The sequence below is a fragment of the Acinetobacter sp. 10FS3-1 genome, from assembly GCF_013343215.1.
In the GTDB taxonomy this organism is placed as follows: Bacteria; Pseudomonadota; Gammaproteobacteria; order Pseudomonadales; family Moraxellaceae; genus Acinetobacter; species Acinetobacter lwoffii_C.
The window spans coordinates 1,026,090-1,040,974 of the sequence record NZ_CP039143.1; the positions used below are offsets into that span (position 1 = coordinate 1,026,090).

Genomic DNA, 14,885 nt, shown 5'->3' on the forward strand with positions numbered 1-14,885 from the left:
AGCAGGGCACAGGCTCTGTTTTTTTATGGTGATTTATTTAGAAATGAAGTAGATATTAAATAAAAAAGGCAAAGTAAAATACTTTGCCTTTTATGCTTAACTTAAGATCGGATGATCTTAGTGGTTGTGACCACCCGCACCGTGTACGTGACCGTGATCCAGTTCTTCTTGAGAAGCTTCACGGATTTCAACAATTTCAACTTCAAAAGTCAAATCTTGACCAGCAAGCGGGAAGTTTGCATCAACAATAACGTTATCGCCTTCAACTGTTTTAACAGTTACGATTTGAACGCCATCATCAGTTTGAGCCTGGAACTGCATACCTGCCTGAATATTGTCTACGCCTTGGAACATTTGCTTAGGTACTTCTTGTACCAGATCCGGGTTATATTCGCCATAACCTTCTGCAGCAGGAACATTCACAGTGAATTTTTCACCTACGGTTTTGCCTTCTAGAGCTTTTTCTAAACCTGGGATGATGTTACCTGCACCGTGCAAATAGGCAAGTGGTTCACCTTGAGATTTGTCGAGAGTTTCACCCTCTGCGTTAGTCAATGTGTAGTGGAAAGAAACCACGAGGTCATTTGCAATAGCAGTCATGTTATTGATCCATTCAATTTTCTTAAGGGTACATCATAAAGTGAAATTGTATTTTTGTAGACTAAAATTAGCAAAAAAATGCAATTTGACCTTTTTAATGACGATTTTTTAAATAATGAGGACAAATTTCTGTATTTCAATGCAATTTTAGCTTTGGAGAAATTTTACCTGTAACAAAATCTTTAGCGATGAATAGGCCTGCATCGGCATAAGCATGAATAGTAGCCTGATGAAGTCGATATAAGGAGATCTATGAATTTAGCCATAAAACCTGACACATTGACCTGTCCTAATAATTCACCCACCACTTTTTGCTATTACAATGATTTTTAGGTTGTATGTTTCTTGTGCAAATACAGTAGCCATGGAATGCTTATTGTATGCATGGGCTTGAACCGGTCTTAAGTAAAATTGTTAGAAAAATTATAAAACGTAGCAATTTTATAAGCGTGATTCAGAAAAACGTTTTTCTTTAAAACTTAGAAGTATAAGTAGGAAAAGAGAGGAGAAAGCTAGAAGATAACATGCTTATCTTCTAGGCAGAATATTCAAAGCTAAATAGGGTGGGTTTATTTTTCAATTGGATAAAGCTTGACCTCGGGAGCACTGTCTGTAAAGAAACTGAACAGGCTTTTTAACCAGATGAACGCTTTTTGAAAAATATTTGCCTCTTCAATATCGACCCGATCTTCAATCTGGATGGTACGAATAAGCTGGTTGTTTTGGTAGATTTGTACCGTTGCTAACGGCACGACAGCTGCCAAAGGGGCAATCAATTCAGGCGTAGTAATTTCCACATTAATGTGGGTCTGGGTTTCTGGTAAGGGTTCGATACTTTGTAAAATACCATTACCAGTATCGAGCATGACACGCTGCTGGGCCTGATCAAACTGGTTCAGATCAATGGTGTAGTGCTGGTCATAGAGCGAAGTGGTCACAATCTGCGGCTGCTTAGTTTGCACCTTAAACATGTTTAAAGTTGATTTAATCACTGGCAGCTCAGCCAATAATTGCTGATCTTTAATCGCAACTTCATTACGGGTGTAGGTATAAGCCAAATTCATCAACTTATGCGCTATTTCCGCACGTTTTAGGGCGCTTTTGCTGCCCAGTACCACCACAACCAGACGACGATTCGGTATTTCAATATCATGGGTTAAACGGTTAGCAGTCAAGGCAAGATTATAACCAGCAGCGCGAGTAAAACCGGTTTTTAAGCCATCTACACTCGGATCAAGCTTGAGCACCAAGTTAGTGGCGCGGTGAAAATGGTTGTTATAGCTAAAACTCGGCTGCTTGGAATAATACAGATAATCCGGAGTTTCATTCACCACCGCCATCGACAAACGTGCCAGATCGGCTGCTGTTGAATAATGCTGAGGCATGGTAATACCGGCCGGATTTTGAAAATAGGTATGCTCCATGCCCAGAGCTTTGGCTTCCTGATTCATCCGGTCTACAAATTTAGGGATATTGCCAGAAACTTTTTCTGCTAAAGTCACTGCTGCATCATTTGCTGACATGATAATCAGACCAGCCAGTAACTGGTCAACGGAAATCTGCTCACCTTCTTTTAGGTACATCTGCGACTCATCCCACATGATGGTTTTCACCACAGGACTCGCTGTTAAAACGGTATGTTTATCCAGTTTCCCGGCCTGAATATCTTTGAGGACAATATAGGCCACCATCATTTTGGTCAGCGAAGCTGGCGCACGCTGAACATCTGCATTATGCTCGGCAATGACTTGACCAGACTGTGCATCAAGAATCGTCCAGGCTTCTGCTTCTACACTTTCTGGAAGAATATTCAGTAGGGCAGCATACGAAATTGCAGGGACAAACAGACTGAGCACTGCAATCAGTGAGATGATGTATTTCAAAGATGTTCCTTTATAACCAGATGGTCGATGAACGATTTAATTTTTAGGCATGCTATGCCTTTTTTTTCAGGATAGCTAGTCAGAAATGTAGACAAATGCGACAGCCGAGCAATACAGGTCTAAAAAATGCTAAGCTAAGCCATAACTTATTTATCTGTATTTTATATCGCCTATTATGTTGCATTATCAAATCGAATTTGACGATTACCGTCAGCATCTTATTCACGTAACTGTTCGCTTTTTGGCAGATCCAACGCAGGTGCTTTCTTTACCGACCTGGATTCCGGGCAGTTACCTGATTCGTGAGTTCTCTAAGCATATTGAAGCGGTCAAGGCTTATGATGAGGCAGGCCGTCAGCTAAAAATCCAGAAATTTGAAAAAAACAAATGGCGTTTATTTAATACCGATCATGAACTGATTACGGTGGAATATGATGTTTATGCCTATGATTTGTCTGTGCGTGGTGCCTATGTAGATCAGAACCGTCTTTATGTAAACCCAGCCTGCGCCTGTCTGGGACTGGAAGGCCATGAACATGACGAAGTGGAAGTGGAAATATTCCTGCCTGATGAGCTGAAGCATTTCCAGCTCGCTACTGGCATGCAAGCCAAAAGTCTGGTCAAAGGCCGCTTTACCCTTAAAGCTAAAAATTATGCCGAATTAATTGATGCACCATTTGAGCTGGCAGAGCAGACCCGTTTCAGTTTTGAGGCCAATGGCATTCCGCATGAGTTTGTTGTATCAGGTAAACACAGCATGAATGTGGAGCGCATGCAGCAGGATATTGAAAGAATCTGTGCTACAGAAATCGCCATGTTCGGCTCAGCTCCTTTTGAAAATTATACCTTTATGACCATGGCAACCGGGAATAGTTATGGTGGTCTGGAGCATCCGAACTCGACCAGCCTGATTACGCCACGTGATGACCTGCCTAAGGCGGATGAGCCGGAACAGCCTTCCAAAGATTATCAGCGTTTCCTCGGACTGTGCAGCCATGAGTATTTTCATTCCTGGTTAGTGAAATTTATCCGCCCTGAAAACTTTGTTAATTATGACCTGAACAAAGAAGGCTATACTTCTTTGCTGTGGATTTTTGAAGGTTTTACTTCATATTATGATGACCTGATTTTGCTGCGTAGCGGTGTGATCAATCAGGAAGCTTATCTGAGCTTATTAAAAGCACAGATTGACCGTTATCTGCAAAATCCGGGACGTTTTGTTCAGTCTGTGGTGGAGTCTAGTTTTGATGCTTGGGTGAAGTTCTATCGTCAGGATGAAAACACGAATAATGCCGGCACCAGTTATTATAATAAGGGCTGTCTGGTCGCTTTGTGTCTGGACCTAGGCCTGCGTCTGCGCGGTTCAAGTTTGGATGCTTTAATGCGTAAACTGTATGAAAATGCGCAAAACGGTATTCAGGTCAATGAGCGCACGATCTTTGAACTTTGTCAGGAACTCACGGGTGATGACTGGGTCGAGCAGATCAATCACCTGATCAATACGACAGATGAGTTACCGTTGGATCAGCTCTTCCCTGAGTTTGGCCTGCGCTATAGTCTGAAAAATGACAAATCGCTCCCATTCGGTCTGAAACTCTTAGATAAACCTGAAGGTGTGTTGATTCAATCTGCTCGCCGTAATGGTACTGGGGCGGCAGTTGGTTTATCTGCCCATGATGTGATTGTTGCGATTGATGGTCTGAAAGCGACGACTAAACTTGTAGAGAAATATGCGAAGCAAGATGGGAGTTATACTGTTCATGCTTTCCGCCGCGATGAGCTGATGCGTTTTGAAGTTCAGGCAGGTGGTTCTGAGTTGACAGAAGTGGAACTCAAAGTTGAAGATCAGGCCAAAGTTGAAAAATGGTTAAAAGCTTAATTGGTAAACTGGATTAATGTAAGGTAGAACCGGTGCGGTGTATTAATTCAGACTTGGTCGAATATTACCCACAAGAGATTTTATGTTAAATCAACAAATAATCCCCTAAAAATAGGGGATTATTTGTTTCTATTATATACTTAAGTCTATAAAGCTTAAAAAGAACTACCAATGACTAATATACGACTATTATATGTAAGCAAATTCAGATCTAAAGTTTATTCTAAGTCTGAACTTTATGAAATTTTAACCGAAGCATTAAAGTTTAATGGAGCGAATCAAATCTATGGGGCGCTTTATTATGGAAATGATTACTTTGTTCAATGTCTAGAGGGGCAAGAAGATAAAGTAAAACATCTTTTTCATGATAAAATTTTAAAAGATCCACGTCATGAAAATTGTGAAGTTCTTTATCTTGAGAAGATCGATACATATCTTTTTTCTAATTGGTATATGAAATATGCCAACATTGATCAGGAGGTAGTTGATTTTTTCTCAGAGAATCATAATGATATTTTTAATCCCTATTTATTAAGTAGTTCTACGATTCCACCTTTTATAGAATTACTCAGTCAGCATGCTGATAATTTTTCTATATTAAAAAGTAAAGCTTTAATTACTTCAAATCCAATTTGAAAAAGCCCATCTTTGAATGAATAAAATGAACATAAGACACATTAGATGAAGTCGAAAATGGGAGCCTTAAGCTCCCATTTTTATAAAATTAAGATTTGTAAAGTTATTCGAGTATTAATCTGGCATTTTGAGCTTGTATAGGGCGATTATTAGGATGTTCCATTAATTTTGAGAACGCTTTAATTTGCTTTGCTGATGCCTGTTGAACATCTTTGAGAACAATCCATCTAACGCCTTCTGAACAAGGTGGTGTAGTTAATGAACCATTAAAACGATAATAATCAAGATTTTCTGGTAAAAATGCACTTGCTATATCTTGGTGTTTTAAAGTTTTTGTATCACCTGCAGTTTTAGGAAATTCCTTCCATAATTTAGCAAGTTTTTCATTCTTTTTGCCTTCTTCAAACATTAGGGCCACCACTGTTAATTCACCTTCTGGTGATGCATGAACTAAATGCATTTCCATTGGGTAGGTTTTGCCATGAATTCTATTTTCACTCGGGCTGTGTAAATGGAATTGTTTTAATTCAAATTTTTTATTGTCTAATAACAAGTAATTACCTTCGTTGAAATTCACTTGTACCGTACGTGCATTATTAATAATGCTTTTAGAGTTAGATACATAATTGAACTTCAATGGAGGTAATTCTGCTTTTATAGTTTGATCAATGTTAATTGGTGACTGGTTTTTACCATTACATGCAGCATATTTTTCACTGATATCAGCCCAGTGCTCGGGTGCTTGTTGATTTGCATAGCCCCAATCTAAATTAGCTCCAGCGAATGCTGCATTAGACGCAAAGAGCGTTAAAACCATAAGTGCTTTAAATTTCATTTTTAACTCAATGTTGAGGTTGATAAAAGAATTTTAATTATAGTCAGTAATATAAAAGGAAACTTAAAAGCCTGTTTATTTATTAAACAACTATGTTTTTATGAGTCATAATTATCATTTGTATGGGCTGATTTTAACCAATATTAAAGAAAATACTTTATCCAATAGATAGACAATAAAGTCCAACTTATTGCTATGCATTAAAAATAGAGAAAATTTTTAAACTACCGCTCTTCTAAAAAGTTATCTCTAGCGGATTAATCAGCATCACCTAAAGCTGTATTAGAACGTGATTAAGTTTCCCTGAAATTAACCTAATACCAATTATATTAAGCTGCACAATATATTCTATGCTATTAATTCTTATATGTTTTTTAAGTTAAAATCCTAGACACTGGTCTAGGATTTTCTTATTTCATATACACCCATTATATTAAATGGAGATAGATTCAGTTGAGATCTATGTAGCAGCTTTAGGCCTGTTACTATGCCGGCAAATACAGATAGCACATCCTATTCAACTTAAAATAATTTTAGGTTTTAGATCGCACTCTTTAATCCAGTGTTTGTACACCACCACCATTTACAAATAAGGTTTGGCCAGAAACCCATGATGAAAGAGGTGAGGCAAAGAATAATACAGCTCTCGCGATATCTTCTGGCTCACCTAATCGTTGTAATGGGGTATGGGAAAGCATTCTTTTTTCAATGTCAGGCTGCAGTACTTTTTCTAATGCTGCGGTACGAATCGCTCCAGGTCCTACCGCATTAATACGTATATTCGGACCAAAATCATGGGCCAAATTAGCGACCATATGGTTTAAAGCAGCTTTTGATGATGCATATCCGCTCATAGCAGGGCTTTTGTTAATTGAACTCATAGAGCTGATATTTATTATTGAACCATAGCCAGCTTTATTCATATGCGGTGCGACGAGTTGACACAATCGCCAAGCAGCAAACACATTAAGCTGAAAATCACGCTCTATAGTATCTACGCTAATTTGATCAGGAGATTCACGGCCGCCGCCGCCGCCTCCCGCATTGTTCACTAAGATGTGAATATGGCCAAAGGTTTCGATTGTTTTATTCACTGCATTGACCAATTGATCATCTTGCAGAATATTGCATGCAACATATTGTATGTTGCGTCCGGTCAGCTGCTTGATTTCTTCTGCTGTATGTTTAGCTGCTTCTACATTTAAATCGGCAATCATAACGTCCGAGCCTGCTTGTGCAAGAATGAGAGCGCTGGCTTTCCCAATACCTGCTGCACCGCCTGTTACAAGTGCTATTTTATTCGTCAGTGATAATAAACTTTGTGGCATCATTTTGATTTATTCCCATATGTATATTAAGACTCGAAATATTTTAACTGTTCTACGGCAGAGTTTTATTTTGAGTTCAAAATCCTAAATCTACCGCATCATTTTGAATTGCAGGTATTTACAATTTTCCCTTGTTCAACTGAATTGATAAAGCTTCCAATCAGGAGTTCACTTTGTCTTAAAGAGTCACGATGATCTCCATTTTTGATTAGGTGAAAGGAAATAGGTTTTTGCTTCTTACATACTTGCTGATAGTAAGCATAAGTACCACGGTAATCTACCAGCTGATCTTTATCACCTTGTACAATGAGCGTTGGCACAATAGGTGTCATATTCTCAATAGACTGTTTTTTTAAATAATTTGTCAAAGGTGCCAAATTTACATTTGGTTTAAAAACTGTTTGAGGTGCTGCCTTTAGCTCAGATTGTAATTCTGACAAACAGCGATTACGTGCATAATTTAGAACTTTAGCCATGTCTGAGCTAACTAACTTTGCTGGAGCCAGGCTAGGATCTGCGGCTTCTGCTCCCAAAAGCACAATTGGAAAAAATGCGGCCACACCGGTTTCAATTGGAGTATGGGTTGTTACGTATTCAGCGATTCCTTGGTATTGATAGCCACCTGGTGCGAGTGCAATGGCACCTTTTAAATTGAGCTCAGGTGCATCTTTTCGGCCATCAGTAGCAACCTTAAGGGAAGCTGCACCTCCTTGACTATGACCCATAACATACCAGTCTTTACTAAATTTATAAGGCTTTAAAAGGTGGGCTGCCCGGACAGCATCAACGACAGTATATAACTGACTTTGTGCATTCATATAAGGATGTCCACCGGGGGTACCTAAACCCTGATAATCAGGGGCGACGACTGCATATCCGCGAGCAAGCCAGGCATTTAGTGCTTTCGCAGCAATTTGTTGATAAGGATGAACTGGACCGTCGGCATAATCTCCTGAAGGCGCACAAGTGTCTGCTACACCAGTTGTCCCATGAGCCCAAGCAAGAACAGGCCAACCTCCTTGGGGTACTTTACCTTTAGGGAGTAAGAGATATCCTGAAGTTACAATTGGTTCAGACTGTACTCCACGACTACGGTAAGTGATCAAGAACCGCTGTGAAGCATTGGTAAATAGATCGATATTCTCTTCTTTTATCGATAGGATTGTTCCTGGTGTTCTACTGGAGATATTCGACGTTTGGACTTTATCATTATTGGGAAAGACAGGAGAGGCTATTGCATATGTGGAGTTGAAGCAAAGGCAGCTTACGACCAATTTTAGAATGGGATATTTAATTTTCATTACTGGTACCATCTTTATAATGTCATTCTTAATGTATCAGCTTTATCCTGCTTTCTAAATAAAGTATTAAAAATTCGGTATGAACCTAAGTTTTATAGTGATACTTGAAGCTTCTTTTATTATGTCACTTTCACAAAGATTATAAAGTTTTCCTAAAATTAACCTAATACACGTTATATGAAGCTTAAAAATTAAGTCTACGAAATTGATTTTTATGTATTTTTTAAGTTTAAAGCCTAGGTTGTGGTCTAGGCTTTTCTATTTTGTATAACAGCCATTATATTAAATGGATGATAATTATATGTAACCTTATATATTTTCTTATATTTTTTACTTTCCATTTTAAGGTTACAAGAAAAAGCAATCATGTTGATGTGAATCATATATCTGTGAAGTCATATTAGATATTACACCCTATTGTCATATCACTTATCTAAGGTATTAGCTTCTTTTCTATGGATAAAGCAAATGCTGAAAAAATTAAAGGGCAGTTTTAAGCCAACATATTTTCTGCCAATTTTACTCCTACTCACTGCCTGCAATGATTCAAATGATGATCAGTCTATAACTCCACCTGATAACTCCAAAGAACCATTAATACGTTGTGCACCATAAAAGTAAAAAGGGAAATACTGTGATTAATCGTCGTCAATTTTTAGTAAATACGCTTAAGACAAGTTTTGGTGCTGCTGCCTTATCTACATTTCCAGCCAGTATCCAAAAAGCATTAGCTATTCCTGCAAATAATAAAACAGGAACAATCCAGGATGTTGAGCATGTCGTTATTTTAATGCAAGAAAACCGCTCATTTGACCATTATTTTGGAACATTAAAAGGGGTTCGCGGTTTTGCAGATCGTTTCACTATTCCTTTACAAAATGGGCGTAATGTTTGGCAACAACAACGTCGTGATGGTTCATTATTAACGCCCTTTCATTTAGATGGATCAATGAATAATGCGCAACGCGCACCTGGTACGAATCATACTTGGATAGATAGCCAAAAAGCTTGGGACAATGGCCGAATGACCAATTGGCCAACGTATAAAACTGATTATGCAATGGGTTATTTTAAAGAACAGGAAATCCCTTATCAGTTTGCTTTAGCTAATGCCTTTACCATTTGTGATGCATATCATTGTTCGATGCATACAGGTACAGATGCCAATCGTTCATTTCATTTAACAGGTACTAATGGAGCAGTACCGACTGGTACGGCTTTTGTTAATAATGAATGGGATTGGATTGATGGCGACCCCAAAAATGTTGATATCGGCTACACATGGAAAACTTATGCTGAACGTTTAGAAGAAGCTGGTATTAATTGGATTTGTTATCAAAATATGCCTGATGAATGGGGCGATAACATGCTAGGGGCGTTTCGTACTTTTAAAAAAGCCAATATTGCTTCAGGTTATCCAGTTTCGAGTGGCGGTGCACCCAATAGCCCATATAATAAGGCAGCACAAACTTTACCTTATAAAGCTTATGATGCGTCAACTGATAATGCTCAAAATCCACTCTATAAAGGCATAGCCAATACTTTACCTGGGAATAACCCTGAAGAGTTTTTAGATGCTTTTAAAAGGGATATAAAAACAGGAAAATTACCTCAAGTTTCCTGGATCAATGCACCATCAATCTATTGTGAGCATCCTGGACCATCAAGCCCAGTACAAGGTGCCTGGTTTATTCAAGAAATTTTGGATGCTCTAACAGCAGTACCGGAGGTTTGGAGTAAAACAGTTTTCTTAATTAATTTTGATGAAAATGATGGTTATTTTGATCATGTTCCATCTCCATCTGCTCCCACGCTTCAAGCAAATAATACATATGCAGGAAAATCAACGCTCAGCGAAGCCGATATGCAACATGAATATTATGTACATGATGCGCCACTGGGAAGTACCAGTCAGCCTAAAAAAGATAATGGCGTGTATGGGCCTGGTCCACGTGTACCATTATTTGTAATTTCACCTTGGAGTCGTGGTGGGATCGTTAATTCTCAAGTATTTGATCATACTTCGGTACTAATGTTTTTAGAAAAGCGTTTTGGTGTAACAGAAAGCAATATCAGCCCTTATCGTCGCGCAATTTGTGGTGACCTCACTTCGGCCTTTAACTTTGAGAATCCAAATGATGATGTGTTACCAGAATTGAGTGGTAAAAAAACTCGTGAGCAAGCAGATCTGCTCCGCTCAGAACAACAAAAATTACCGAATGTTCCAATTCCAACCCATTTAAAACTCCCAATTCAAACTAGCGGAATTCGGCGTTCTAAAGCATTGCCTTATGAATTACATACCAGTGCCCGTTGTCAAAACGATGGAACAGTTAAGCTCATCTTCTCTAATACAGGTACACAAGGCGCAGTTTTTCATGTCTATGACAAGTTAAACCTTGATACGATTCCGCGTCGGTACATTGTAGAAGCAGGAAAAACACTAGATGATGTCTGGAAGGTACAACAGGATAACCAGGGAATGTACGACCTTTGGGTGCTCGGTCCAAACGGCTATCATCGACATTTTCGAGGAGATCTAAACCGCAATAAATACTTAGAAATCAATCCTGAAATACGAGTGTGTTATGACATTAATAATGGCAATGCCTATGTGGATTTGCTTAATATTTCGACTAAAGAAATCGATTTTATTTTAACACCTCTTGCTTATCGTACAGATGAGTCTATTAAAATTAATGTTAAAGCTCAACAGACTGTTACTCATTACTGGGATTTGGGAGAAGCATGGCAATGGTATGATTTTGCTGTTACATGTAGTCAAGATAATAAGTTTTATAGGCGCTTTGCTGGTCGTGTAGAGATAGGTAAAGACTCTGTTAGCGATCCAGCAATGGTTTAAGAGTTTCCATTATCGAATTTCAATATTCACCTTTTAAGCTTATTCAGTACTATATTTCATAACTGAATAAGCTTTTTTATAATGGTTTTTTTAGCATTAGTTATAAGAGCTAAACTATGGTTGCTACACTTTAAATATTATCGCTCTAATGGTTTATGTTTTTTCGATCCTAGACAGTATCGTGGACAATCGATTTCTCTAAATTCTTAAAATATTTCTGCTTAAAGACTTAACCGACCATTTGCAGAATGCCTTCTGACCCGATTGTAATAGACTTTAATATAGTCAAATAAGACAGCTTTTGCCTCTTTTCGAGTGATCAACACATTGCCATGTAGCACATGGGCTTTTAAATGGGTGAAAGAAGCTTTTGCATAATTAAACGCATCACACCAATGGATGGTCTATTCGATGGCTGGTTTGCCAACCGAAAATAGAACGCTAAACAGATCCAACATTACACATCAATACAGCTAACAAGGTTTGGATAAGGGATATAGTGAATATCTGTTGTCCTGAGACGCATTGCTTCGCAAGGCTTGGCTGAGTGACTGTAAATTGGCGTGTAGGCAAACGATGGTTCGAATCACTTGTATGCTTGCATTTACCGTAAGCATCCGGCTAACACAGCCTTACCAAGCGATCCTATAAGCCTTAATTTAGTTCCCACCTAAAAACAAGTGGGGACTTAATCCATGAACATGGATATATATTCAGCAACACCTCCTGTTGCTAAAAAACGCAGAACATACAGCAAAGAATTCAAACTCAGTATTGTCAATGCCTGCAAAAATCCTAATACCTCGATCGCTTCGGTCGCACTGCAACATAGTATTAATGCCAACCTTGTCAGTCGTTGGATCAGGATCTTCAGCCATCATGAGGGTGCCGTGCAGGATCCTACTCATGTGAATCCAGCATTTATTGCTTTGCCTTACACTGCTGCAATCAGCCAACCTATTGATGAGAGGATCACGTTGTGTATCACCGTGCCTCATACGAATAATGATATTCAGCTAAAATGGCAGACATCAGAAATACCTGCCTTGGCAGAATTACTCAAGGCACTTGCAACATGATCCGCATTGATGAAATCTGGTTGTCTACTCAGCCCATGGACATGCGTGCAGGTATGGATACGACCATGGCTCAGGTGGTGAGAGCCTTTGGCTACATCAAACCGCATTGTGCTTACCTGTTCTGTAATAAACGTGGCCATCGCATGAAAGTACTGGTACATGATGGATTGGGCATCTGGCTGTGTGCCAGGCGGCTGGAACAGGGCAAATTTCACTGGGCTCAAGTTCACCAAGGTGAAAGCGTGGCCCTCAGCCCGGAACAGTTACAGGCACTGATCCAAGGTTTGCCCTGGCAGCGCATTGGACGACAGCAGGTGGTGACGATGCTTTAAACCAGGCTGTTCCATTCTGCTATTCTCCAAACGTTCTATTTCATTCTTCTCATGACCTCAGGCATACTGCGGTCATGAATACGCTGCCTGACTTAAGCCAACTGACCCATGAACAACTGCTGGAATTCACCAGGCAGTTGGCGCTGCAGCATCAGTCTCTAGCACAATCAAACCAGCAATTAGATGCCAGAGTTCAACATCTTGAAGTCACCAATCAGCAATTAGATTCTAAAGTTCAACATCTTTCTATTCTCAATCAAAAATACGAGCATGAACTCGCACTATTTAAACAGCACAAATTCGGCAGTAAAAACGAACATCTCACTGCAAAACAAATCCATCTTTGGGATGAAGCGGTCGAAGAAGATATTGCAGCCGTTGATCTGGAACTGGAACGGCTGAATGCAGATAAAACCGATGCAGCGACACACAAAGCCAAAGCAAATAAACCTAAACGTCGACTGCTGCCCGATCATCTACACACCATCCGTATTGAGCATGAACCTGCATCAACCCAATGCAGTTGTGGCTGCCAGTTACGTCGTATCGGCGAAGATATCAGTGAAAAACTGCATTTCAGACCGGCACAGTTCTACAAGGAACAGCATGTCCGTGGCAAATGGGTCTGTGATCAGTGTGACACCCTGACTCAGCAAGCGATGCCTGCCTATGTGATTGATAAAGGCATTGCTTCACCTGAACTGCTCAGCCATGTGCTGGTATCGAAGTATGCCGATCATTTACCGCTGTACCGTCAGCGTCTGATCTATCAGCGGGCGGGAATCGAGCTTTCTAGATCAACGTTATCTGACTGGATAGGTCGCTGCGGTGTAGAACTGGAGCCTCTGGCCAATGCCTTAAAAGAGGTGGTACTACAACAGCAGGTGCTGCATGCAGATGAAACACCGGTCACCATCATGCGGATGGGTGAGAATGATAAAAAACCGAAGAAAGGTTATGTCTGGGCCTATGCCACTACACAGTACAATCCAGTTCAGGCGGTGATCTATGACTTTCAGGATAGTCGTTCAGGCCAGCATGCTGCAGAGTTCTTGAAAGGCTGGCAGGGTTATCTAGTCTGTGATGATTACAGTGGTTATAAAGCACGCTTTAAATCAGGCCAGGTCATTGAGGTGGGCTGCATGGCCCATGCACGTCGTAAATTCCATGAACTGCATGTAACTGGGAAAAGTCAGGTCGCTGAACAGGCATTAGTGCTGATTCAGAAACTGTATGCGATAGAAGCAGAGCTCAGGAAAAAGACCGATGGTACAGCGGAAGACCGCCGCGAATACCGACAACAGCATAGTCAACCAGTGATGCAACAACTATATGAATGGCTCAACCAACATCATCTGACGGTGCCATCGAGTTCTCCCACCGCCAAGGCCATCAATTACACTCTGAAGCGTTGGCCAGCTTTAAGCCGCTATTTGGATGATGGCAATCTACCGATTTGCAATAATTGGGTAGAGAATCAAATGCGACCTTGGGCCTTAGGGCGCAAGAACTGGCTGTTTGCTGGCTCGCTGCGCAGCGGCCAGCGAGCGGCGAATATCATGACTTTAATCCAGTCAGCAAAGCTGAATGGCTTGGATCCGTATGCCTATTTAAGTGATGTGCTGAAAAGGCTGCCGACACATAAAGTGACCCAGATTGAAGAGTTACTGCCACACTGCTGGAAACCTAAATCGAATTAAAAATTGGTATGGGATTCAGCGGACGCTTACCATTTACCTGCAATCTTGCTACGTAAACCAAGCTTTTTTTCTAGCATCTTTCCAACAGTACGTTCGCTCATGCTGTAACTTAAATCATGTATGTCATGTACCAATGAAAGAGCACCAATCGTGCATGCTTGCTGCCAATATACGGCTTTTAAGCGCTGTATCGGCCTGGCGTTTGCGCCAGGCATAATAGCCTGAAGTGCTGATACCTAACATTTACAGGCAGAAGATACCGTGACTTCATTCACATTCAGATCTTGCATTACCGTGTACTTTTCTTGGCATGATCTGTCAGAAAGTACACACGCGCTTTTTCTAAGGTGCTATTGGCTTCCTTGAGCTGTTTGACTTCTTTCTCTAATTCCAGATCCCCTTAGGACTTGAGCAGCACTGTTGCACAAGATAGCCCTCAATATGTCTCC

General features: G+C 40.1%; 11 protein-coding genes and 3 pseudogenes. 6 read left to right on the forward strand and 8 right to left on the reverse strand.

The window, feature by feature from the left end:
- Positions 1 to 117: 117 nt before the first annotated feature.
- The 3 genes and pseudogenes from slyD to E5Y90_RS04785 form a co-directional block, all read right to left on the reverse strand.
- On the reverse strand, positions 118 to 600 hold the full coding sequence (slyD, locus tag E5Y90_RS04780) for a peptidylprolyl isomerase (protein ID WP_151204480.1): 483 nt from the start codon (positions 598 to 600) through the stop codon (positions 118 to 120).
- Positions 601 to 736: 136 nt separating this feature from the next.
- Positions 737 to 911 (reverse strand): annotated as a pseudogene (locus tag E5Y90_RS17450) (NAD(P)/FAD-dependent oxidoreductase); the annotation flags it as partial.
- A 258-nt stretch (positions 912 to 1,169) separates the two neighbouring features.
- A complete protein-coding gene (locus E5Y90_RS04785) occupies positions 1,170 to 2,483 on the reverse strand; it encodes a D-alanyl-D-alanine carboxypeptidase PBP6B (RefSeq protein WP_151204481.1) in 1,314 nt (437 codons plus the stop codon).
- 175 nt (positions 2,484 to 2,658) lie between these two features.
- Between E5Y90_RS04785 and E5Y90_RS04790 the strand changes: the two genes are divergently transcribed.
- Both E5Y90_RS04790 and E5Y90_RS04795 read left to right on the forward strand, forming a co-directional pair.
- Positions 2,659 to 4,362, forward strand: coding sequence for a M61 family metallopeptidase (locus tag E5Y90_RS04790; RefSeq protein WP_174659560.1), 1,704 nt, complete (start codon positions 2,659 to 2,661; stop codon positions 4,360 to 4,362).
- Between the two features lie 171 nt (positions 4,363 to 4,533).
- Positions 4,534 to 4,998 carry a BLUF domain-containing protein gene (locus E5Y90_RS04795; RefSeq protein WP_151204483.1) on the forward strand — a complete coding sequence of 155 codons (465 nt, stop codon included), beginning with the start codon at positions 4,534 to 4,536 and terminating at the stop codon, positions 4,996 to 4,998.
- Between the two features lie 103 nt (positions 4,999 to 5,101).
- Here E5Y90_RS04795 and E5Y90_RS04800 read toward each other — a convergent pair whose 3' ends face one another.
- From E5Y90_RS04800 to E5Y90_RS04810, 3 genes are all read right to left on the reverse strand, one after another.
- Positions 5,102 to 5,833: a carbonic anhydrase gene (locus E5Y90_RS04800; RefSeq protein ID WP_174659561.1), complete on the reverse strand. Its 732-nt coding sequence runs from the start codon at positions 5,831 to 5,833 to the stop codon at positions 5,102 to 5,104.
- Between the two features lie 554 nt (positions 5,834 to 6,387).
- Positions 6,388 to 7,161 carry a glucose 1-dehydrogenase gene (locus tag E5Y90_RS04805; protein ID WP_174660558.1) on the reverse strand — a complete coding sequence of 258 codons (774 nt, stop codon included), beginning with the start codon at positions 7,159 to 7,161 and terminating at the stop codon, positions 6,388 to 6,390.
- A 98-nt stretch (positions 7,162 to 7,259) separates the two neighbouring features.
- Positions 7,260 to 8,474: an alpha/beta hydrolase family protein gene (locus E5Y90_RS04810; protein ID WP_410553621.1), complete on the reverse strand. Its 1,215-nt coding sequence runs from the start codon at positions 8,472 to 8,474 to the stop codon at positions 7,260 to 7,262.
- 622 nt (positions 8,475 to 9,096) lie between these two features.
- Between E5Y90_RS04810 and E5Y90_RS04815 the strand changes: the two genes are divergently transcribed.
- Positions 9,097 to 11,325 carry a phosphocholine-specific phospholipase C gene (locus tag E5Y90_RS04815; protein WP_174659563.1) on the forward strand — a complete coding sequence of 743 codons (2,229 nt, stop codon included), beginning with the start codon at positions 9,097 to 9,099 and terminating at the stop codon, positions 11,323 to 11,325.
- Between the two features lie 169 nt (positions 11,326 to 11,494).
- Here the strand turns inward: E5Y90_RS04815 and E5Y90_RS17455 are convergent.
- Positions 11,495 to 11,931, reverse strand: a pseudogene (locus E5Y90_RS17455) (IS3 family transposase); the annotation flags it as partial.
- Positions 11,932 to 12,020: 89 nt separating this feature from the next.
- Here E5Y90_RS17455 and E5Y90_RS04825 point away from each other — a divergent pair.
- The 3 genes from E5Y90_RS04825 (at position 12,021) to tnpC (ending at position 14,436) form a co-directional block, all read left to right on the forward strand.
- Positions 12,021 to 12,404, forward strand: a complete 384-nt coding sequence (locus E5Y90_RS04825) for a transposase (RefSeq protein WP_001055589.1) — start codon at positions 12,021 to 12,023, stop codon at positions 12,402 to 12,404.
- On the forward strand, positions 12,401 to 12,736 hold the full coding sequence (tnpB, locus tag E5Y90_RS04830; RefSeq protein ID WP_004733288.1) for an IS66 family insertion sequence element accessory protein TnpB: 336 nt from the start codon (positions 12,401 to 12,403) through the stop codon (positions 12,734 to 12,736). Before E5Y90_RS04825 ends, tnpB begins: the two co-directional genes overlap by 4 nt.
- Positions 12,737 to 12,810: 74 nt before the next feature.
- Positions 12,811 to 14,436: an IS66 family transposase gene (tnpC, locus tag E5Y90_RS04835; protein WP_160255506.1), complete on the forward strand. Its 1,626-nt coding sequence runs from the start codon at positions 12,811 to 12,813 to the stop codon at positions 14,434 to 14,436.
- Positions 14,437 to 14,465: 29 nt separating this feature from the next.
- On the opposite strand, the pseudogene E5Y90_RS04840 reads toward tnpC, so the two are convergent.
- A pseudogene (locus E5Y90_RS04840) lies at positions 14,466 to 14,830 on the reverse strand (IS3 family transposase); the annotation flags it as partial.
- Positions 14,831 to 14,885: the final 55 nt, after the last annotated feature.

What these genes read in the sequence shown, in the direction of transcription:
- E5Y90_RS04810 (WP_410553621.1), bottom strand. Translation starts at nt 8,474, where the DNA reads ATGGTACCAGTAATGAAAATTAAATATCCCATTCTAAAATTGGTCGTA.
- tnpC (WP_160255506.1), top strand. Translation starts at nt 12,811, where the DNA reads ATGAATACGCTGCCTGACTTAAGCCAACTGACCCATGAACAACTGCTG.
- E5Y90_RS04790 (WP_174659560.1), top strand. Translation starts at nt 2,659, where the DNA reads ATGTTGCATTATCAAATCGAATTTGACGATTACCGTCAGCATCTTATT.
- tnpB (WP_004733288.1), top strand. Translation starts at nt 12,401, where the DNA reads ATGATCCGCATTGATGAAATCTGGTTGTCTACTCAGCCCATGGACATG.
- slyD (WP_151204480.1), bottom strand. Translation starts at nt 600, where the DNA reads ATGACTGCTATTGCAAATGACCTCGTGGTTTCTTTCCACTACACATTG.
- E5Y90_RS04800 (WP_174659561.1), bottom strand. Translation starts at nt 5,833, where the DNA reads ATGAAATTTAAAGCACTTATGGTTTTAACGCTCTTTGCGTCTAATGCA.
- E5Y90_RS04795 (WP_151204483.1), top strand. Translation starts at nt 4,534, where the DNA reads ATGACTAATATACGACTATTATATGTAAGCAAATTCAGATCTAAAGTT.
- E5Y90_RS04805 (WP_174660558.1), bottom strand. Translation starts at nt 7,161, where the DNA reads ATGCCACAAAGTTTATTATCACTGACGAATAAAATAGCACTTGTAACA.
- E5Y90_RS04825 (WP_001055589.1), top strand. Translation starts at nt 12,021, where the DNA reads ATGAACATGGATATATATTCAGCAACACCTCCTGTTGCTAAAAAACGC.